Genomic DNA, 18799 nt, shown 5'->3' on the forward strand with positions numbered 1-18799 from the left:
GTCAGGTACTCAGTCTGGCGATGAGCCGCCGTTTCCAGCTCGACAATAGCTGAGCAGTACCCAGTCTTCCCGATGGTCTTTCCGCTGCGGCCTCAGGTGTTCGCGGTAGCGAGCCTCCACGTCCGCAGCCTGAGCTTCGAGTATGCCCGACAGCGCTATTTGGCCAGCGGGTGCGACGGCATCGCAAAGCCGTGCAGACAGTTCGATCAACGGACCGGCCAGGATATTGGCGACAACGACTCCGGCCCGTTCGGCCAGCGCCTGCTCCGCCTCCGGGGTGTTGGGCAGCGCGGTGACGATGCGTGGGGCGACCCCGTTGCGCCGGGCATTGTCTAGTGTGGCGGTCAGGGCCTGCGGATCGTGATCGATGGCCACCACGCGTTCGGCGCCCTTGAGCGCGCAGGCAATGGCCAGGATGCCCGAGCCACAGCCGTAGTCTATAACCTGTTTTCCGCCGAAGTCCTGCTGGTCGATCCACTCCAGGCACAGGGCGGTGGTCGGGTGCGTGCCGCTGCCAAAGGCCAGGCCGGGATCGAGGCGGATGACCACCGGCCAGTCCGGTTCGGGCTCGATATGCCAGGGGCAGATCCACAGGTCGCGACCGAATCGCATGGGCTGGAATCGGTCCATCCAGGCTCGCTCCCAGTCCTGGTCGGCCAGTGTATCGAAGGCCACGGCGTCGGCCGATTGCACCAGGCCGGCCCCGTGCAGCCGTTCGCTGATAGCGGCCCGGTCGAGATCGTGCGAGAACAGACCACGCACCAGCACCTGTGGCCACAGCGGCGTCTCACCGGGATCCGGTTCGTGGACCGGGTGGTCGGCGGCATCGAGCAGGGTGACCGAGGCCGCCCCAGAGGCAAACAGTTCCTCCTCGGCGGCCTCGGCCATTCCGGCAGCGACCCGGATGGTGAGCTGGATCCAGCCATCGTCGGTGGCCTGATTCATGGCTGGTTTCTAAGGAATCTCGAGCAGTGACTTGAGGTTGGCCTCGGCGTCCTCGACCAGCTCGATGTTGCCTGACGGCGAGGTGAACAGCGTGGTCACGCCGGGGCCGTGGCCGGCGGTCATGGTCTTGCCGTGAACCACCACGCCCACCGAAATCGCGCCGCCCAGCCAGGTGCGGCCGTGGGAGTGGTCGGCATCGCTGATGGCGACGATATCGCCGAAGCGCAGGCTGTTCAGGTTATGGCGCTCGTTGACGTCGTCGTCGAACATCTGGATGTCGTAGTCGCCGGTGTAGACGTGATCGCGACCCAGGCCAGAGCCCATGATCTTGGCCGGAATGACGTGGGTGACCGGAACTCGCAGACGACCTTCGGCGGTGACGCCGGCGCCGTTGGCGTTGAGGGCCTCGATGAGATCGGGGCTGGCATTGAATACGCGCACATCCTCGACGTTGGTCAGGCGCATGCCGCCACCGACCGTGCGCACCTGCATGCGATCACCAATGACCAGATGGTCATAGACCTCCGGAGCGAAATCGACCATGACATGCTCCACGCCGCCATGCTTGCCGATCACCCAGCCGGTCTCGCCGGTCGCTTCGCCGGAGACGATTCGCACCTGGTTGCCGATCATCGACAGGGCGTTCAGCGCACGGTTGTCATTGCCGGTGCGGGAACGGTCGGAACCGAGGTTGTAGATGCTCACGGCCGGTTCGACGTGATTGCCGGCCATGTCCACCGCCGAGTCGCCGGTACGGTAGTTGTAGGTGATCGAGCCGGTGCCGGGGACCATGGCAACCGAGCCATCGGCCTTGACCCGGTAGATCGACTCGCGCATGGCCGGCTGCGAGATCTCGCCGATCACGGCCTGCTCGACCAGTGCCTCGGCGTTGAACTCGATGGGTTGCAATTCGGCGACCGCAACCAGCGGCAGGGCGAGCAGCAGGGTGGTTAGAGCGGTTAGGATCTTGCGCATGGCTGAATACCTGATGATTGGACCAGCAGCGATGTTAAATGAAACGGCCATGCCAGGTCATCTCCACCGCCCCCGACACCTGAAACCTAGAACCTCGAACCTCAAACCTCAGTAAGGCCAGGGATGCAGATCCTCGGCCAGAATCGCGATGGCCTCGGCCACGCTGTGATCGGTCATCAGCGGCGCGGCCAGGATCATGACCAGCAAGATGGCGATCGAGCCCATGGTCAGCCAGTCGCCGATGCTCCAGCGCTGGCGCCAGGGCCGCGGGGGTATGTCCCGCTTCTGCGGCGTCTGGACCGAGTCCTTGCCGTTGTTGCCCAGTGCTGCCTTGGCCGCCAGTGCCGCCTCGTCGGTGGCCAGCAGCACACCGCGGATGGTGCGTTGCCAGGCCACGAAGCGGGCCGTGGCCTGTGCGCCGGTGCGCGCGGCCGCACTCAGGCCGGCGATGCCGAACAGCAGGTCGATGTAGAGGCCCAGCCACAGCGCGGCGAGTACCAGCGCAATATCGAGCTTGATGTGCCAGAGCGTGCGCCCAAGCCGCCGGTCATCGACGCCATTGCGGCCTAGTGCCCAGTATTCGATGATTCCGTGGGCGGCGACCACCGCGGCCAGCCAGAACATGGAGATGGCCATCGACAGCACCAGCGCCAGGGTGATGTAGAGAATGGTAAAAGTGGCGCGATTGTCGTGATCAACCAGCCACTGCCGTGCGCGAGCCAGTCGCCTTCGCCTGGCATAGTTCATTGCAGATCCCCGAACAGCGCCTGCAGGATGGCAATGGCGGCAGGCCCGGCCGTCTCGGTGCGCAGGACCCTGGGGCCCAGGCGCAGTCCCTCGAAGTCCCGGCGTTTCAGCCACTCGATCTCGTGATCGGCGAAGCCGCCCTCGGGACCGATGGCCAGCATGGCCCGGCCCGCCGTCGGCGCCGCCATGGCCGGTATGGTGCAATCGGCCGTCGGATCAAGATAAAAGCGCGGGGATACTTCCGGCTTCAACGCGGTCAATTGAAGCGGAGTGCCAATATGCGGTATGTGTACCCGGCCGCTTTGTTCGCAGGCTGCCACCGCCACGCCATGCCAGTGGGCAAGGCGTTTTTCGGCCCGCCGGGCATCGAGTTTCACCTCGGTGCGCTCGGTGAATACCGGAATAATGGCAGCCACGCCCAGCTCGCAGGCCTTCTGAATGGTCCAGTCCATGCGCTCGCCCCGACCGATGGCCTGGACCAGGGTGATGGCCAGCGGCGATTCGACGGCCGGCGATTCAGCCCGGGTGACGGTCACGCTGCAGTGACCCGGTGGTCGGCTCTCGGCAATGGTGCCGGAGTATTCCCGGCCGTCGCCGTTGAACAGCACGACCGGGTCGCCGGCGCGGCGTCGGAGCACCTTGACCAGGTGCCGCGCGGGTCGGGTCTCGAGCTCAACCGTCTGGTCGAGCTCAAGCGGTCGGCTTGTGTGGATTCGGACGGGCCGAGTCATGTTGCCGCGGTCTGCAAACAGGTATTCATGCAAATGATTGATCGGCGTATGATGAACGTTTACCGCAACCAGTGTAGTCAAAGGTCGATGACGATGACACGTTTTCCCGTCCGCCGCGCGCGCGGCTTCTCGCTGATCGAAATCCTCGTGGTGGTGGTCATCATCGGGATTCTCGCAGCCGTGGTTGTACCGCGTGTCATGGACGAGCCGGACCGGGCCATGGTGACACGCGCCAAGCAGGACGTGCAGGCGCTGGTAACCGCGTTGAACATGTACCGGCTCGACAACCACACTTATCCGTCGACCGAGCAGGGGCTGGAAGCCTTGGTGCGGCAACCCTCGGGGCAGCCCGAGGCACCCAACTGGCGACCCGGGGGCTACCTGGACCGTCTGCCTGAAGACCCCTGGGGACGCGAATACCAGTATCTGCGGCCCGGCGTGCATGGCGAGATCGACGTGTGGTCGTACGGGGCCAACGGCATGCCGGGTGGCGAGGGCAAGGATGCCGAGATCGGCAACTGGAATCTTTGATCCGGTAGCGGTGAGATATCCGGCGAGCGGTTACGCGCCGGGTGCGCCGGCGCGCGGCTTTACCCTGCTCGAAGTGCTGGTCGTGGTGGCCATTGGAGCCATCATGGTGGGTGTTGTCGTGCTGCGCATGGGCGACTGGCGCACCGAGATGTCACCCGATCGTCAGCTTGAGCGCCTCGCGGCCCTGATCGAGGCGCAGTGCGACCAGGCCATGTTTCAGTCCCGCCCGCGTGGCATTCGCATCACCGAGGAAGGATACGATTTCTGGCAGTCGGCCAGCGACGGCTGGGTTGTCTTGAGTGGTGAGGGCATCAACCGCCCGCGCCATTGGCAGGGCGGCCTGGAACCCAGCCTGGATGTGACCGGCTACCGTGCGCGCCTCGACGAGGAGCCGGAGTTGCCGCAACTGTGGTGCGACCCGCTGGGCGAACTGAGCCTGTTCACGCTGACACTTGAAGGCGGTGGCCTGCGGGCAAGTCTGAGCGCAGACCGGCCTGGACGCCTGCGGGTGGAGGCCGGTCGATGAAGTCGACGCGGGCCTTTACCCTGCTCGAGGTACTGGTCGCCCTGGCGGTGGTGGCGGTGGCTATTGCGGCTCTTGCACGGGCCGGCAGCCAGGCCATCGACAGCCAGTTCCACCTCGAGGAGCGCACCATGGCGGTGTGGGTGGCCGACAATGTGCTCGCGGAGCTGCGGCTGGAGTCCCGTGTCGAGACCGGCAGTCGCCAGGGGGTGAGCGACATGGGCGAGCGCGAGTGGTACTGGGATGTGCTGGTTCAGGAAGCCCCGGGAGGCCAGTTGCTGCGGGCTGATGTGGCCGTCTACACGCATTCGGATCGGCGCGACCCGATACTCACACACACCGGGTTTCTGGCGCCATGAAGCCGGTGAGCCCTGTCAATGGCTGCGGGCCGGCGGGCAGTCGCGGCTACACGCTGATCGAGGTGATCGTGGCCGTGACAGTCTTCGCCTTTCTTGCCGGCGCGGCTTATGTCTCGCTCGATGGCCTGAGTCGTGCGGCCTTGGATCATCGTGAGCGATCGGAGGATTTCGCCGAATTGCAGATGGCGCTGGCGCGGCTGGACAGTGACCTGCGCCAGCTGAGTAGTCGCAGCGTGCGCGGGCCGGACGGTCGTCTCGAACCGGCATTGGCGGGTGAGCGCAGTCACCTGGAGGGTACACGTGCAGGCTGGGCCAACCCCGCCAATCATGACCGTGCCACCCTGCAGCGATTTGCCTGGCAACAGGCGGGCAGTGATTTGCAACGAACCAGCTGGCCGGTGACTGACAGGGTGCCGGCCACCGCGTCATTTGCCGAAGATCTTCTGCCCCGCGTCAATCGCCTGGAGTTCAGCTATCGTGATCGCGAGGGTCGCTGGCAGGACCGCTGGCCACCCGATGAAGACGAACTCCGCCGCTTGCCGACCGCCATCGAGGTCACCGTGGACTCGGCACGTTTCGGGCGACTGCGGCGCGTGGTGGTGCTGCTGTGAGCTTGCCCATGCCAGACCGTCAGCGGGGTGGTGCGCTGCTGATTGCCTTGCTGGCCGTGGCCCTGGCCACGGTGATCGCGGTGGCGCTGATCGAGCGGGGTCAGCAAGGCATGGCACGCACCGAGGCCCTGTTGATCAGCGAACGGGCCTGGCAGTATGCCCGGGGCATGGAATCGCTGGCCGCCGAGACCATTCGGCGGGCACAGGGCGGCGAAGTCGACCCCACGGTACTGGATGGCACCTGGACCGAGCCGTTCGAAGTGCCCGGTGGATTTGTCCAGGGTCGTCTGATCGATCAGCAGGCCAGGTTCAACGTCAATGCACTGATTCACCCGGATGCTGCCCATGCAGCGCGGGCTCGCGACACCTTTGCCCGTCTGCTCGACCGGCTCGGTCTGGAAGCCGGGATTGCCGAGGAACTGCTGGACTGGTTGGAAGGTGCAACCATGCCGCGGCCCGGCAGTGCCGCCGATGACTGGTACATGCGCCTGAACCCTCCCTACCGCACGGCCGGCAGTCCGATGGCCACGCCCAGCGAGCTGCGCTGGCTGCGCAGCGTCGATGCCGATGCCTGGCAGCAACTGGCCGATGTCGTGACCGCGCTGCCCAATCCGGACATGATCATCAACATTAATACCGCACCGGCCGAGCTGGTCGCCAGCCTGTTCGAGGAGCTCGATGACGATCAGGCCCGGCGGGTGATGGCCGATGGGCCGTTTTCCAGCCGTTCGGCCTTTCTTGAGCATCCAGTGATTCAGCCCCTGGCCCAGCCGGGCATGGAGCGTTACCTGACTACCGGCAGCCTCTGGTTTCTGGCGCAGTCACGCGTCGTGCTCGACGGCATCGAGCGTGACTATTTCCGTCTGTTGACGGCCGCGGGGCCGGGTTATGATGAGTTCCGTTATCTCAGCCAGGGCGTACCCTGAGTTCCCGACAGCACGATGGCCAGATCCGGATCGGACAATCTCCTGATTCACGCACTCGGTGCCGAGTGCCCCTGGGCGTTGCTCGATGCTCAGGGAAGAACCCGGAAATCGGGCAGTTGCCCACCCGATGCTCCGGACTGGCCGGCTGATCGATCGCAGACCGTTCTGGTCGATGCCGGCCGTTGCATGGGGCTGGAAGTCGAGCTGCCCGAACTGCCATCCAGTCGTCGTCTGCAGGCGTTGCGCTGGGCGGCGGAAGAGCACCTGGCCGGCAGTGCCGAGGACGAGCATGTTGTTGCCGGTTCGCGTGATGACCAGGGGCGGGTGGCCTGTGTCGTCATCGGGCAGGATGCCATGGACGAGTATGCCCAGGCTTTTTCCGACCAGCCTGCCGAACGCATGGTCCCGGACGCGCTGTGCCTGCCTTGGCAGGCCGGGGAGCTGGCCCTGGCGGAGCGCAAGGGTCGCATCCTGGCACGCTGGGGTCGCATGGACTTCGCCAGTTTCGAGGCCGAGCTGGCGGCAGAGCTGCTGGAAGGGTTGATCGACGGTGAGGTTGCAGTCATCTGGTACGGCGGCGAGCAACCGGGCTGGCTCGATGCCAGCGCCATTACGAAGGTGGCCGATTCGCAAAGCCTTGACCACTGGTTGGCCGCGGGCGCCTGGGCTTCCGGCATCAACCTGCTCAGCGGTCCTTACTCGCCGCGTTCGGCGGTGGCGGCCAGGGGTTACTGGCGCTGGAGTGCCGGACTGGCAGCCGGTCTGTTGCTGCTGGTGGTTGTCAGCGCGGCGATTGAAACCCGTCAGCTCGAACGCGAATCCGAGCGCCTGCAGTCGGACATCGAGCAACGATTCAGCGAGATGTTTCCCGATGTGGGGCGCGTGGTGCGACCGCGCGAGCAGGCTGAACAGGAGCTGGCCCGCCTGCGTTTCGGTCAGGCCGCCGGACTGCTGGATCTGATGAACCGGACCGCGCCGGTGATCGACAGTCGCGACGATATCGTGCTCGATGGCCTCAACTACCGGGACGGAGAGCTGGAACTGAGCCTGCGTGCTCCCGACGTGGCCGCACTCGATCAGCTTGAGCAGCGCCTGCGAGCGTTGGACCTGGCCGCTGATGTGCGCTCGGCCAGCCTGGATGACGACGGCGCCAGCGGGCGCATCAGGGTCAGTGGAGGTGGCGGGTGATCGAATACTGGCAGCAACTCAATCCGCGTCAACGGCGCGTGCTGGGACTGGCCGGGGTCGTACTGGGTGCACTGCTGCTGTACGTGTGGGTCTGGGAACCGCTGCACGAATCGCGCGCGGTTGAACGAGAACGTGTAGCCGGTCAGCAGGCACTGCTGGACTGGCTTGACGCGGTGGCCCCTATGACCGAGCAGTTGCGTCAGACCGGAGAGCGGGCGACTTCGCTGGAAGGCCGCTCGCTGCTTGGCCTGGCCGATGAGACCGCGCGTGAGGCCGGGCTGGCCGGTGCCCTGAGTCGTATCGAACCAGCCGGCGAGCGCCAGGTGCGGGTCTGGCTTGATGGCGCCGATTTTGTAAGCGCCATGGGCTGGCTGGAGCAATTGTCGCGGTCTTATCCGATTCGGGTCAGTCAGCTGCAGGTCGATCGTGCCCGGGCCCGCGGTCAGGTCAACGTGCGAGTCACGCTGGTGGCCGATGCGTAAACTGGTCTGGCTGGTTCTGCTGGCACTGCCCCTGATCATCGCGGCAACGCTCCCGGCCCGGGTGGTGACCCACTGGGTGGATCTGCCCGATGGCGTCGAACAGGTCCGGGGCACGGTATGGAATGGACAGGCGCAGTGGCGCCAGCCGGGTCATGCACCGATGCGGGTCCAATGGCGCTGGGACAAGGGTTGGCACTGGGGTTGGCAGGCCTCCGGTGATGCGACCCGCCTGCAGGGCTACTGGCGTCCGGGCGGCGATGGCCTGTCGCTCAGTGAAGTCTCGGGGCAACTGGGGCTGGACCGGGTCGACCTGGTCCACTGGCTGATGTACGTTCGCCCCGGCGGGTACATCGATGTGGATCTGGACCGCCTAAGCCTTGCACCGGGTCAGGTGCCGGAGATCGTCGGCGAGTTGGTCTGGCGTGAAGCCCGGCTCGAAGGGGCCGTCCACGAAGATCTGGGCGAGGTGGGGCTGCAGCTTCGTCGCGAAGGTGAAAGCCAGCAGATTCGGGTCGAGTCACTGCGTCCGGCCAGTGTGCATGTGCAGGGCCGGATCGACCTGGATGCCAGCCATTACGACGTCGATATCTGGCTGCGGGCGTCGGTCGACCGTCCCGACCTGGTGTCGCAACTGGCCCGCCTTGGAGAAAAACAGCCGGATGGACAGGTGCGGGTCCAGCTCCGCGGCAGGCTGGGTTGGTAGGCTCGCGGGCAGGAGATGACAACATGAACGATATTGATCTGCAACAGGCGCTGAGTGTGGCCCGAGACGCGGCCCGGGCCGCCGACCGGGTGGCCATGCACTATTTTCGCGGCCGGCTTGAGGTCGAGACCAAGGCCGACGAAAGCCCGGTGACCATTGCCGACCGGGAAGCCGAGAGCGCCATTCGGGACATCATCGGCAGGCATTTTCCCGATCATGCCATCGATGGGGAGGAGTTCGGTCGTGCCGGCAGCAGTCGCTGTCTCTGGTTGATCGATCCGATTGACGGCACCAGAAGCTTCATCCGCGGGCTGCCGTTCTGGTCGGTGCAGATTGCTCTGATGGTCGATGACGAGCTGGTCATGGGGGTGTCGTCGGCGCCGGCATTCGCGGAAACGGCCTGGGCGGTGTCCGGCGGTGGTGCCTGGATCAACGATCGTCGCGCGCGAGTTCGGCCAGTCAACGAGTTGAGCCGGGCCGATATCAGCTTCGGCAATCTGCGCTCCCTGGCCGGCGACGCGCGTTGGGCATGGGCCGGCCAGATCGTCGCGGAAGCAGCGCGGTGTCGTGGATACGGCGACTTCTACGGCTATCATCGTTTGGCCGAGGGCGCTCAGGATGCCGTGATCGAAAGCGACGTCAATATTCTCGACATTGCCGCGCTGGCCGTCATCGTGCGTGAAGCCGGAGGCGTTCTCACCGACCTGGAAGGCCGGCCGCCCGGACTGGACACGCGGTCGGTGCTGGCGGCCTCACCCGAACTGCATCAGCAACTGCTATCCTCCTGCCATGCCATTTCGGGATGAATCACCGCCGCTGCCGATCATCCACGGTCGGCGCGAGAAACGTCCGGCCGACCGCTTCCGGATCGAACAGCTGGATCTGGAGTTCTCCAACGGGGAGCGCCGGGTTTACGAACGATTGCTGAGCCGGGGGCTGGGGGCCGTCATCGTGGCAGCCATGCCAGACGACGAGCATGTGCTGCTGGTGCGCGAATACGCCTGCGGCGTGCATCGCTACGAGCTCGGCCTGCCCAAGGGGCGGCTGGAGCCGGGCGAGTCACTGCTGGAAGGTGCCAACCGCGAGCTTCAGGAAGAATGCGGATACGCCGCGCGCGAGCTCCAAGAACTGGGCCACCTGACACTGGCGCCCGGCTACATGACCCACACTACCCACGTCATCCTCGCCCGCGACCTCTATCCCTCCCGCCTGCCGGGCGACGAACCCGAAGAGCTGGAAGTCATCAAGTGGCCGCTGGCCGACCTGGTCAGCCTGATCGAACGCGACGACTGCACCGAGGGGCGCTCGATTGCGGCGTTGTATATGGCGAGAGAGAAGGTGAAAGGTAAAAGGTAAATGGCGGGATTTGCAGTGGTTTTAGCTGTTTTGGCTGGCCAATGGCCAGCACCTCGCCGTTGGCCACCCGGTTAGAAAAGAAGGCAAACAGCCATCCCTCCTTTCACCTTTCACCGCCTCAAAAAGGCTTCACTACCACCATCACCACCACCACGATCAGGATCAGCGCCGGGATCTCGTTGAACCAGCGATACCATTTTGAACTGCGACGGTTCTCGCCGCGGGCGAACACGCCGATGAGTTTCCAGCAGTAGAGGTGGTAGGCGATCAGCGCCACGACGAAGGCGAGCTTGACGTGCATCCAGCCCGACTGCAGGTGCCAGGGCTGGGCGATCAGCAGTGCCGTTCCGAAGGCCACGGCGAGTGCGCCGCCGATGTGGGTGATTCCCATGAGCCGACGTTGCATGACCAGCAGCAACTCGTAGCGTTCTCCGGCCGGGTTTTCGGCAGCATAGACGAACAGCCGTGGCAGGTAGAACACTCCGGCAAACCAGGTCACGACGAAGATAATGTGAAACGCTTCCAGCCAGAGCATGGCATCGTCCATTTGGGCGGCAGCGCCGTATTGTCATTGACTTCAACGCCAATCGCAACTTGACGCAGCCCCCGCCAGCAGGGTATAAACGACGCGCACATGACAAAAAATTCATGAAAATACAACATCATGAGTTGACAAATAATCAAGTGCAGAACCGTCCGGTTTGGGGCACTTTGCATTGAAGCGGTCGTATGGCCGCTTTCTTTTTCTCTGTCCAAAGGGCCTGCAACCCGCTGTCTCGCGAGCCTCCCGGGGCATCCTGAACGAATTCGCCGAGCCAGCCGGGCTTGACAGCTCCTTGAGCAGTCGCCATCTTTTCGTTGTCCAAACCGGCGATGCAACCGAAGTGGAGTCCAGTCAAGTGACCGAAGCGGAACCCATGATCTTTACCCCGGCCGCTGCCGCCAAGGTTCGCGAGCTGATTCTTGAGGAAGCCAATCCCGAGCTCAAGCTGCGCGTATATATTACCGGCGGCGGATGCTCCGGTTTTCAGTACGGTTTTACCTTCGACGAGAAAATCGATGACGGTGACGTGACCGTGACCCGCGAAGACGTGACGCTGGTGATCGACCCGCTGAGTTTCCAGTATCTCGAGGGCGCCGAAGTCGATTACAGCGAATCATTGCAGGGCGCCCGCTTCGTGATTCGCAATCCCAATGCAGCCACGACCTGTGGCTGTGGATCCTCTTTCGGACTGGCCTGACGCTGGCATCCCGCGCGGTTTTCGTGGTATGACATTGCCATGACCGTGCTTATCGTACTGGCTGGCCTGTTGATCAGCCACCTGGCCACGGCCGTGGGCCGGTGGCGCAACTTCGACTGGTTGCTGTGGCCGCTGGGCCCGCTGCGCAAACGTTTTCCTGATCACGACTGGCTGGCGCTGTTGCTGGTGCTGGTTATCGGCATCGGAGCCCCGGTGCTGGCTGTCTGGCTGGTCACCGCACTCATGGGGTTATTCGGCTGGATGTTGCTGGCGCTTGCCGTGTTTGTCTACACGCTGGGGCCGCGAGACCTCGATCAGGATGTGGCCACCTTGCTGGGCCGCGCTGCCAGTGATGATCCGGCGCATGTACGTGAAACCGCCGAGGCGATGCAGCTTGACCTCGACGGCAGTGGCCCGGAGGCTGCCGAAGCCGTGCTTCACGGTGCGCTTTCACGCTGGTTCGGTATTCTTTTCTGGTTTGTCGTGCTCGGTATTCCGGGAGCTCTGTTATATCGGATCACCCGCAAGGCGCTGCAGATACCCGACCTCGGGCCAGGCGAGATCGACTGGCTGGCCCGCCTCAGAATCGTGCTGGACTGGCCCGTACTGATCCTGCTCACGCTGGGGGTGGGTCTGTGCGGAGACTTCGACCGGGTGTGGCGCGCGTGGCGCGAATGGCGGGGAGAACACCCGGCCTGGCTGGCCACGCCGGCCTCGTTGTCGGCAGTGGCCGGTGCGATCCTTGCACCGGAAGACGGTTTCGATCAGGGTCTGAGCGTGGCGCATCGCATGATGTGGCGAGTTCTGGTGTTGTGGCTGGCTGTCATGAGTGTCATGCTGCTGGCCGGATTTCTGGTCTGAGGGGGGCGCTTCGCGGCAAGGCGGCCTTGGATCATCGTTTAGTGGATATGAACTGTTTTCGGGAGAAAGTTAAAGTGAAAATGATGAAATCGATGCTGATTTTGGCCGGTGGACTGATGTTTGTCCTGGCGACCCCCGCCGTGCACGGGGCCGTCTGGGTACAGTGCGGCTCGCTGGTCGATGTGGCCGACGGCCGTACGCTGGATGCTCATACCGTGGTTGTTGAGAATGAGTCGGTGGCCGAGGTCATTGCCGGACATCCTGAAGTGCCCGACGGGGCCGAGCGGATCGACCTGCGGGAATACACCTGCCTGCCGGGCCTGATGGACATGCATACCCACCTGTCCTCGGAATCCAGCCCCGAGGCCTACGTGCATCGATTCACCATGAACGAGGCCGACATCGCACTGCGTGGCGCCAATTTCGCCCGCATTACGCTTGAGGCCGGATTCACCACTGTCCGTGACCTGGGTGATTCGTTCAATGCCACCATCGCGCTGCGCGATGCGGTCGGCGCCGGGCTGGTTCCGGGGCCGCGCATCTTCACCGCCGCCAAGTCCCTGGCGACCACCGGCGGTCATGCCGACCCGACCAACGCCTGGCGATCGGACATCATGGGTGATCCCGGCCCGCGCGAGGGCGTGATCAACGGCGTGGCCGAGGCCCGCAAGGCGGTGCGGCAGCGCTACAAGGACGGTGCTGACGTCATCAAGATCACTGCCACCGGCGGCGTGCTCAGCGTGGCTCGCAGCGGAGAAAATGCCCAGTTCTTCGATGACGAGCTCGAGGCAATCATCACCACGGCGGCTGATTACGGCATGCATGTGGCCGCCCATGCCCATGGTGCCGAAGGCATGCGCCGCGCAGTGCAGGCCGGCGTGCATTCGATCGAGCACGGCACCTACATGGACGACGAGATCATGCAGATGATGATTGACCGCGGCACCTGGTACGTGCCGACCATATCGGCCGGCCGGTTCGTTGCCGACAAGGCCGAGGTCGAAGGCTATTTTCCGCCCATGGTGGCCGAAAAGGCCGCCGAGATCGGCCCGCTGATCCAGGACACCTTTGCCCGCGCCCATGAAGCCGGCGTGCGTATCGCCTTCGGCACCGACTGCGGCGTCTGCCCACACGGCGACAACGCCCGTGAATTCGGTTTCATGGTCGAAGCCGGCATGAGCCCGGCCGATGCCCTGCGTGCGGCCACCATCCAGGCCGCCGAACTGCTGGGCCAGTCCGACCGCCTGGGCCAGCTGCGCGAAGGCTATGCCGCAGATCTGATCGCAGTCACAGGCGACCCGCTCGAAGATGTCGAAGTGCTCATGGATGTTCGCTTTGTGATGCGGGATGGGGAGGTTTTCGTCGAGCGGTAGGGCCGGGCGGTTTTGACCTGATAGGGGTCGGGGAGGCTCTGCCCTCCCGCCCCCCTATCGGTGAGTTGAGTAAGGTGTGAAGTGAGGGGGCTTTCGGTTGGCTGTGCGGAAGGGGGAAGCTGCGGTGGCATGGGTAGTGTTGGAGGTGTTAAGTGTTAAGTGTTAAGTGTTAAGTGTTAAGAAGCAAGGGGGTGCGTCAATGGGCATTGCCTAACACCTAACACCCATCTCCCAACCTGACCCGGAAGGCAAGACGCTTCGTGCTCCCCAAGACGCCCGGTTACGCCCGCCCTTCACACTTCACACTTCAAGCTTCACACTTCAAACTCAATCCCCATACCCACTCATCTCCAGGTAGCCGCGACCCAGCGGCTCGCCTGTTTCGGTATCGCTGACTTTCATCGCACCCTCCCAGTAAATCACCGAGCGGTCCCAGCGCTGTTCGTCGAACAGTGGTTCGACGCGCAGGTCCAAGTCGGCTTTCGGTACGCTGACCTGCCATTCCACGGGCCAGCGATGGCCCTCGTGATCGCGCCACCAGCGCTTTTCGGTTGTGCTGAAGTCTTCAAGGCCAAGGTGGGTCGGCGTGCCGTCTTCGGCCACGACCACGCCGGCGGAATAGGGCGACGGGTTGCCGTCGTGATCGCGCAGGCGGTAGACCATCAGGTCGCGCCCGTCGGCTAGCTGCAGTGCAAACCAGTCCCAGCCGGCCAGGTCGTCTGAAAGCTGGCTCGATCCCCACTCGCGGTCCAGCCAGGCGTTGCCGGTCACCAAATGCCAGCGATCACCCAGGCGAATGCGACCGTCGGTGGCCAGGCGGGTGGCCGAGTAGTAGCGCGAGGCATTGCCCGGCTCCGGGCCTTTCTGGCTGTAGCCGGCATCGCCCTGCAGGACGAAGGGCTTTAGCTGTGCCATGTCCAGATCGACGGCGAAGTCTCCGGCATCGGCCTTGAGCCGCCAGCCATCCTCGGTGGCCAGCACCTGCCAGTCGCGCAGCCACCAGCGGTCGGTCTCGGCGCCGGCCAGGCCGATGGCATCGCGGGCAAAGCGTTCGGCCTGGTAGAAGCGTTCCCCGGCACCATCGCTGACGGCCAGGTGCGCCATCCAGATCGCTTCGGCGGCCCAGGCGGAGTCCGGCGTCGGCCCGGGATCCAGGGCGAAGCGGAACAGGGTGAACTGGAAACCGGCCGGTCCCTCCGGTCGCTCCAGGCTGCCGGTGAAATACCACCATTCGTTGCGATAGCCCGGATGCAGGGCATGATCGGCCGGGAATTCCAGCGGCACGGGCCCGGTCACGCGCCGGAATTCGTCGGGTGCGGCGGTCAGCAGGCCGCTGGCCTGCAGCCTTACCGGCTGCGGTTGTGCTTCGCGCGTCTGCCAGCCCAGCCAGGCAGCCAGCGCCAGCGCAATCAGCAAGACGATGACAAGATCGCGTTTCATCCGCGGCTCCGCAATTCGCTCGAAGGATTGCGCGAGGCGATCTGCCAGGCCGGGTACAGGCCGGCGATCAGCCCGGCGGCCAGCGCCAGCATGAGCATGGCGCCCAGCGGTGGCAAGGGCAGGCTCAGCGGCAGGGACCAGCCGAAAGCGCGCGGTTGCACTACCAGTGTGAGTCCGGCGTGGATGGCGATGGCCAGCGGCGCGGCGACCAGGGCGCTGGCCGCAGCCAGCCCGGTGGTCTGGCTGACCACCAGGCCGGTCAGTCCGCGCCGAGTCAGGCCCAGGGCGCGCAGGGTTGCATGGTCGCGCCGCCGCTCCAGCCCCAGCGCCAGCAGGGCGCTGACCAGGGCGATCAGCGCGATGATGCCGACCAGTGCGGCCAGTGCCCAGGAGATGCGGAAGGTGCGGTCGAACACCACCAGGGTCTGCGCGCGGACCTGCTCTGGCGTGGTGACCACGATGCGCTCGTCGATGGCCTCAAGGCGCTGACGCCAGCGCTCGATATCGCCGGTTTCGTGAAAGTACAGCCCGAGGCTGTCGCGGACCTCGTCATCGAACCAGTCGCGGTAGTCATCGGCATTCACCGCGATCGCACCCTGGTCGCTGCCGTAGTCGCGGTAAACGGCGGCAATCGGCAGACTGTGGCGATGGTCGCCCGATTCGATCACAATCTCGTCGCCGATGGTCTTGTCCTGGCGGCGGGCGAAGGGTTCGGTGACCAGTACCGCTTCGCCGGCCATGAACGCCTCGCGTGCCGGGCCCGGGTCGCCGGCGACCAGCTCGAAACCGTCCCAGGCGTCGGCCGGCAGGTCGTAGGCGATCAGCACCCGGCCGTCGGGCAGGTGATGCTGGCGCGCACTGGACACCGCGGCGATGCCCTCGAGCTCGCCGATGCGCTCGGTCAGTTCGGCATCGATGACGCCCTGGCTGACGGTGACATAGGCTTCGGCGCGCAGCAGCCGCTCGATCCAGTCATCGACGGTGACGCGAAAGCCCAGCACCATCATGCCGATGCCGGCACTCAGGGCCAGTGCCATGCTCAGTGCCGCCAGGGCCGGGGCAATGCGGCGTCGCGAGGTGGCCAGCATGCCCAGCGCGCGTCCGGCTAGCTTGTGCTTCAGCGGCCAGCGCATTAGTCGCAGAAGCAGCATGCCGGCCCGGGGGGCGAGCAGGGCACAGCCCATCAGGGCCAGGAACAGGCCACCCAGCGCCGCGGCCAGCCCCGCCGACAGCAGGGTGACGGCCATGCCGGTGATCAGCAGGCCGGTTGCCGCCGCATATAGTCCGGGCCGTGTGCCGGTCGGGTCACGATCCTGGCGCACCAGCTGCCCGGGCGGAATCCGTCGGGCTTCCAGCCATACGGCCAGGGTGCTGCCCAGGGCCAGTGCCACCGCCAGAGCCCAGATTGCGAGGTAAAGGGTGACGGTCGGGCGGGTCTGCGCCGCCGGCACAAGCCGGTAGAGTTCGGCAATGGGCTGGCGCACCAGGGTCAGCAACTGGTCGGCCAGCACCGTACCCAGGACGAGGCCGATCAAGGCGCCGAGCCCGGCCAGGATGAATGTCTCGGTGGCCAGCAGACCGGTGATCTGCCCGCGCGTAACCCCGACGGCGCGTAGCATGCCGACGGCGCGGCGTCGTTGCACCAGCAGAAATGACAGCACGCTGTAGATCACGAACAGGCCGACGGCCAGGCTGAGCAGGCTCATCGCGGTCAGGTTGGCGCGCATGCCCTCGGTCAGGCGGGCGGCGGCATCGCGGCGCTCGCCGGCGCTTTCGATGCGGACTCCCTCGGGCAGCTCGGCTTCCAGCCAGGCGCGGCTGCCGGCCGGTGCCTCGATCCAGCTCAGTTCTCCCTGGCGCCCGAGCACCTCCTGGGCCGAGCCGATATCCATCAGCAATCGGTCGTCCAGCGCCCGTCCGCGTGCCAGAATGGCGGTCAGTTCGAGTTGATGGTTGGCGCCGGCAATGCGCAGGTCGATATGATCGCCTTCGCTCTTCGCCAGTCGTCTGGCCGTGGCCTCGTTCATGGCCACCCCAGCTCGATTGCGCATCAGCGCATTGATCTGGTTGCCGTCCAGGCCCATGCCGGTCTCGCCGCCCACGGCAATCGGGTCGGTGGCCAGCAACTCCAGGATGCGACCGTCGTGGCGTGCTCGTGCGGCGATCGCCGGCACCAGCTCCGGTGCGCCGGGGCGGGTGGCCAGGTCGGCGAGCAGCGACTCGTCGATCCGGCCCGACGGGTGATGGACCCGGACACTGTCGCGTCCGGCCAGTTCTTCGCCGGCCAGGTCCAGTGCATTGATCAGCACATCGCGCATCAACGCCACCCCGGTCACCACGGCCACGCCGGCGGCTATGCCGACCAGGGCCAGCAGCAACTGCCCCGGGTGTCGATAGAAGAAGCGCCGCGATGACTGAACCAGCAGTCTCATTCGGCTTCGAGGCGGCCCTGCTTCAGCCACAGCGTGCGATTGCAGATGCGTGCCGCGTCCGGGTTGTGAGTGACCATCACCAGCGCGCAGTCGCGCCCCGCGGTGACCCGGTCGAACAGGTCGAGCACGCCGGCCGCGGTGACCTGGTCGAGCGCACCGGTGGGCTCGTCGGCCAGCAGCAGACGGGGTTCGTGGATCAGGGCCCGGGCAATGGCCACTCTTTGCTGTTCTCCGCCCGATAGTTCACCGGGCAGGCGATCCAGCAAGCGTTCGAGGCCGAGTTCTCCGGTCAGTGCCCGAAAAGTCCTGTCCTCGAGTGATTTGCCATTGAGCCACATCGGCAGTTCGATGTTTTCCGCCACGCTGAGGCTGTCAATCAGGTTGAAGTCCTGGAATACCAGGCCGATGGTGGCGGCCCTCAGCCGTGTGCGCTTGGGCTCCGGGGTACCGGCGAGATCGATGCCCGCCACCTGCACGTGCCCTTCGTCGGGCCGATCCATGCCGGCGGCCAGGTGCAGCAGGGTGGACTTGCCGGACCCCGAAGCCCCCATGACGGCCACGCGCTCTCCGGCGGCCACTTCCAGTTCGAGTCCGTCCAGGACACGGATCGTCTCACCGCCGGAAACGAAATGCCGCGAAAGCCCGCTCAGGCGCAATACCGGCTCAGCTGACACCCGCACTGCCCAGTAGGCCGCTGGCAAGCAGAACAGCGATGGCCGCCAGGGTGAGCATCAGTCGCATGCGCCGGTGCCAGCCGCTGCGGCCCTGTGCCCGCCAGGGTTCGTCGATGAACAGGTAGATGGTATACAGCGCGGCCAGCCAGAACATGGCCCAGTGCAACGGCATGACGAGGGCCGGCCAGGCCACCAGCGCGAGGGCCAGCGCCGCAATCAGCAGCCACGGGCGCGGCGGATCGTCGTCGAGATGACGCATCCACAAGTGGCCGGCCCAGAAGGCAAGCAGGATCACCGCCCAGCTCACCAGCAGGTCAACAAGCCAGTCCGGGGAGGGGATCAGGGCAATGATCGGCAGACCCGCCAGGGGCGCCAGTCCGATCCAGCCGGTCAGTCGTGCGATCCGGGCGCTTTGTGTCATGAACCGTTCCTCCGAGCAACAATGAACAGTGGCATCACTATAACTCGGCAGGGGTTAAACGAAAGCGAGGTGCTGTACTGCAGCGGCGGGCGGTGGTGGAACTTTTTGTCTGGCCCCCGTTCGAAACGGATGTGCTTCAAAAGACCGCTTCAGGGCGAGTAAGCTTGGCAAGCCGGCGAGAGTTGTGGTAGACTTGCAACCAACCTTGGTAAAGCCGCAACGGAACAACTAAGGTCGCAGGGCGCGAAGCGAGGTACATCACTCCGACATCCATTGCCCC

At 65.1% G+C, this 18799-nt stretch carries 22 protein-coding genes; 13 read left to right on the top strand and 9 right to left on the bottom strand.

The window, feature by feature from the left end; all coding sequences use genetic code 11:
• Positions 1–9: 9 nt before the first annotated feature.
• From prmA to IC757_RS02950, 4 genes are all read right to left on the bottom strand, one after another.
• A complete protein-coding gene (gene prmA / locus IC757_RS02935) occupies positions 10–945 on the bottom strand; it encodes a 50S ribosomal protein L11 methyltransferase (protein ID WP_190975909.1) in 936 nt (311 codons plus the stop codon).
• A gap of 9 nt (positions 946–954) precedes the next feature.
• The gene (locus IC757_RS02940; RefSeq protein WP_190975910.1) at positions 955–1920 is read right to left on the bottom strand and encodes a DUF4438 domain-containing protein; all 966 of its coding nucleotides are present in this window, start codon (positions 1918–1920) and stop codon (positions 955–957) included.
• 108 nt (positions 1921–2028) lie between these two features.
• Positions 2029–2667 carry a hypothetical protein gene (locus IC757_RS02945; RefSeq protein WP_190975911.1) on the bottom strand — a complete coding sequence of 213 codons (639 nt, stop codon included), beginning with the start codon at positions 2665–2667 and terminating at the stop codon, positions 2029–2031.
• Complete coding sequence (locus IC757_RS02950) at positions 2664–3398, bottom strand: 16S rRNA (uracil(1498)-N(3))-methyltransferase (RefSeq protein ID WP_190975912.1); 735 nt, start codon at positions 3396–3398, stop codon at positions 2664–2666. Before IC757_RS02950 ends, IC757_RS02945 begins: the two co-directional genes overlap by 4 nt.
• A 93-nt stretch (positions 3399–3491) precedes the next feature.
• Here IC757_RS02950 and gspG point away from each other — a divergent pair, with 93 nt between their 5' ends.
• The 10 genes from gspG to nudE are packed head-to-tail and all read left to right on the top strand — an operon-like array spanning position 3492 to position 10077.
• The gene (gene gspG / locus IC757_RS02955) at positions 3492–3929 is read left to right on the top strand and encodes a type II secretion system major pseudopilin GspG (protein WP_317976858.1); all 438 of its coding nucleotides are present in this window, start codon (positions 3492–3494) and stop codon (positions 3927–3929) included.
• A gap of 10 nt (positions 3930–3939) precedes the next feature.
• On the top strand, positions 3940–4455 hold the full coding sequence (locus tag IC757_RS02960) for a prepilin-type N-terminal cleavage/methylation domain-containing protein (protein ID WP_190975914.1): 516 nt from the start codon (positions 3940–3942) through the stop codon (positions 4453–4455).
• Positions 4452–4811, top strand: coding sequence for a type II secretion system minor pseudopilin GspI (gene gspI / locus IC757_RS02965; protein WP_190975915.1), 360 nt, complete (start codon positions 4452–4454; stop codon positions 4809–4811). The genes IC757_RS02960 and gspI overlap by 4 nt, the downstream gene beginning before the upstream one ends.
• Positions 4808–5422, top strand: a complete 615-nt coding sequence (gene gspJ / locus IC757_RS02970; RefSeq protein WP_190975916.1) for a type II secretion system minor pseudopilin GspJ — start codon at positions 4808–4810, stop codon at positions 5420–5422. The genes gspI and gspJ overlap by 4 nt, the downstream gene beginning before the upstream one ends.
• Before the next feature lie 8 nt (positions 5423–5430).
• Positions 5431–6348, top strand: coding sequence for a type II secretion system minor pseudopilin GspK (gene gspK / locus IC757_RS02975; protein WP_190975917.1), 918 nt, complete (start codon positions 5431–5433; stop codon positions 6346–6348).
• Between the two features lie 15 nt (positions 6349–6363).
• On the top strand, positions 6364–7536 hold the full coding sequence (gene gspL / locus IC757_RS02980) for a type II secretion system protein GspL (protein ID WP_190975918.1): 1173 nt from the start codon (positions 6364–6366) through the stop codon (positions 7534–7536).
• Positions 7533–8018, top strand: coding sequence for a type II secretion system protein GspM (gene gspM / locus IC757_RS02985; RefSeq protein WP_190975919.1), 486 nt, complete (start codon positions 7533–7535; stop codon positions 8016–8018). The genes gspL and gspM overlap by 4 nt, the downstream gene beginning before the upstream one ends.
• The gene (gene gspN / locus IC757_RS02990) at positions 8011–8721 is read left to right on the top strand and encodes a type II secretion system protein N (RefSeq protein ID WP_190975920.1); all 711 of its coding nucleotides are present in this window, start codon (positions 8011–8013) and stop codon (positions 8719–8721) included. Before gspM ends, gspN begins: the two co-directional genes overlap by 8 nt.
• A 38-nt stretch (positions 8722–8759) precedes the next feature.
• Complete coding sequence (locus IC757_RS02995; RefSeq protein WP_411913476.1) at positions 8760–9527, top strand: inositol monophosphatase family protein; 768 nt, start codon at positions 8760–8762, stop codon at positions 9525–9527.
• On the top strand, positions 9511–10077 hold the full coding sequence (nudE, locus tag IC757_RS03000) for an ADP compounds hydrolase NudE (protein ID WP_190975922.1): 567 nt from the start codon (positions 9511–9513) through the stop codon (positions 10075–10077). Before IC757_RS02995 ends, nudE begins: the two co-directional genes overlap by 17 nt.
• A gap of 118 nt (positions 10078–10195) precedes the next feature.
• On the opposite strand, the gene IC757_RS03005 is transcribed toward nudE, so the two are convergent.
• Positions 10196–10624: a CopD family protein gene (locus tag IC757_RS03005; RefSeq protein WP_223846231.1), complete on the bottom strand. Its 429-nt coding sequence runs from the start codon at positions 10622–10624 to the stop codon at positions 10196–10198.
• Positions 10625–10976: 352 nt separating this feature from the next.
• Here IC757_RS03005 and erpA point away from each other — a divergent pair, with 352 nt between their 5' ends.
• From erpA to IC757_RS03020, 3 genes are all read left to right on the top strand, one after another.
• Positions 10977–11318 (top strand): iron-sulfur cluster insertion protein ErpA, encoded by a 342-nt coding sequence (erpA, locus tag IC757_RS03010; RefSeq protein WP_263405580.1) that lies wholly within the window; start codon positions 10977–10979, stop codon positions 11316–11318.
• 39 nt (positions 11319–11357) lie between these two features.
• Positions 11358–12179 carry a hypothetical protein gene (locus IC757_RS03015; RefSeq protein ID WP_190975923.1) on the top strand — a complete coding sequence of 274 codons (822 nt, stop codon included), beginning with the start codon at positions 11358–11360 and terminating at the stop codon, positions 12177–12179.
• A gap of 92 nt (positions 12180–12271) precedes the next feature.
• The gene (locus tag IC757_RS03020; protein ID WP_190975924.1) at positions 12272–13552 is read left to right on the top strand and encodes a metal-dependent hydrolase family protein; all 1281 of its coding nucleotides are present in this window, start codon (positions 12272–12274) and stop codon (positions 13550–13552) included.
• 327 nt (positions 13553–13879) lie between these two features.
• Here the strand turns inward: IC757_RS03020 and IC757_RS03025 are convergent, their stop codons facing one another.
• Genes IC757_RS03025 through IC757_RS03040 form a run of 4 tightly spaced genes read right to left on the bottom strand, consistent with a single transcriptional unit; the run spans position 13880 to position 18519 of the window.
• Entirely contained in the window at positions 13880–14992 is a 1113-nt protein-coding gene (locus tag IC757_RS03025) for a lipocalin-like domain-containing protein (RefSeq protein WP_190975925.1), read from the bottom strand.
• Positions 14989–17424 carry an FtsX-like permease family protein gene (locus tag IC757_RS03030; RefSeq protein WP_190975926.1) on the bottom strand — a complete coding sequence of 812 codons (2436 nt, stop codon included), beginning with the start codon at positions 17422–17424 and terminating at the stop codon, positions 14989–14991. Before IC757_RS03030 ends, IC757_RS03025 begins: the two co-directional genes overlap by 4 nt.
• Positions 17421–18098: an ABC transporter ATP-binding protein gene (locus tag IC757_RS03035; RefSeq protein ID WP_190975927.1), complete on the bottom strand. Its 678-nt coding sequence runs from the start codon at positions 18096–18098 to the stop codon at positions 17421–17423. The genes IC757_RS03030 and IC757_RS03035 overlap by 4 nt, the downstream gene beginning before the upstream one ends.
• The gene (locus IC757_RS03040) at positions 18088–18519 is read right to left on the bottom strand and encodes a DUF3429 family protein (RefSeq protein ID WP_190975928.1); all 432 of its coding nucleotides are present in this window, start codon (positions 18517–18519) and stop codon (positions 18088–18090) included. The genes IC757_RS03035 and IC757_RS03040 overlap by 11 nt, the downstream gene beginning before the upstream one ends.
• Positions 18520–18799: the final 280 nt, after the last annotated feature.

The sequence above is a fragment of the Wenzhouxiangella sp. AB-CW3 genome (assembly GCF_014725735.1).
GTDB lineage: Bacteria > Pseudomonadota > Gammaproteobacteria > Xanthomonadales > Wenzhouxiangellaceae > Wenzhouxiangella.

What these genes read in the sequence shown, in the direction of transcription:
- prmA (WP_190975909.1), bottom strand. Translation starts at nt 945, where the DNA reads ATGAATCAGGCCACCGACGATGGCTGGATCCAGCTCACCATCCGGGTC.
- IC757_RS02940 (WP_190975910.1), bottom strand. Translation starts at nt 1,920, where the DNA reads ATGCGCAAGATCCTAACCGCTCTAACCACCCTGCTGCTCGCCCTGCCG.
- IC757_RS02945 (WP_190975911.1), bottom strand. Translation starts at nt 2,667, where the DNA reads ATGAACTATGCCAGGCGAAGGCGACTGGCTCGCGCACGGCAGTGGCTG.
- IC757_RS02950 (WP_190975912.1), bottom strand. Translation starts at nt 3,398, where the DNA reads ATGACTCGGCCCGTCCGAATCCACACAAGCCGACCGCTTGAGCTCGAC.
- gspG (WP_317976858.1), top strand. Translation starts at nt 3,492, where the DNA reads ATGACACGTTTTCCCGTCCGCCGCGCGCGCGGCTTCTCGCTGATCGAA.
- gspI (WP_190975915.1), top strand. Translation starts at nt 4,452, where the DNA reads ATGAAGTCGACGCGGGCCTTTACCCTGCTCGAGGTACTGGTCGCCCTG.
- gspJ (WP_190975916.1), top strand. Translation starts at nt 4,808, where the DNA reads ATGAAGCCGGTGAGCCCTGTCAATGGCTGCGGGCCGGCGGGCAGTCGC.
- gspK (WP_190975917.1), top strand. Translation starts at nt 5,431, where the DNA reads ATGCCAGACCGTCAGCGGGGTGGTGCGCTGCTGATTGCCTTGCTGGCC.
- gspL (WP_190975918.1), top strand. Translation starts at nt 6,364, where the DNA reads ATGGCCAGATCCGGATCGGACAATCTCCTGATTCACGCACTCGGTGCC.
- gspN (WP_190975920.1), top strand. Translation starts at nt 8,011, where the DNA reads ATGCGTAAACTGGTCTGGCTGGTTCTGCTGGCACTGCCCCTGATCATC.
- nudE (WP_190975922.1), top strand. Translation starts at nt 9,511, where the DNA reads ATGCCATTTCGGGATGAATCACCGCCGCTGCCGATCATCCACGGTCGG.
- IC757_RS03005 (WP_223846231.1), bottom strand. Translation starts at nt 10,624, where the DNA reads ATGGACGATGCCATGCTCTGGCTGGAAGCGTTTCACATTATCTTCGTC.
- IC757_RS03015 (WP_190975923.1), top strand. Translation starts at nt 11,358, where the DNA reads ATGACCGTGCTTATCGTACTGGCTGGCCTGTTGATCAGCCACCTGGCC.
- IC757_RS03020 (WP_190975924.1), top strand. Translation starts at nt 12,272, where the DNA reads ATGCTGATTTTGGCCGGTGGACTGATGTTTGTCCTGGCGACCCCCGCC.
- IC757_RS03025 (WP_190975925.1), bottom strand. Translation starts at nt 14,992, where the DNA reads ATGAAACGCGATCTTGTCATCGTCTTGCTGATTGCGCTGGCGCTGGCT.
- IC757_RS03030 (WP_190975926.1), bottom strand. Translation starts at nt 17,424, where the DNA reads ATGAGACTGCTGGTTCAGTCATCGCGGCGCTTCTTCTATCGACACCCG.
- IC757_RS03040 (WP_190975928.1), bottom strand. Translation starts at nt 18,519, where the DNA reads ATGACACAAAGCGCCCGGATCGCACGACTGACCGGCTGGATCGGACTG.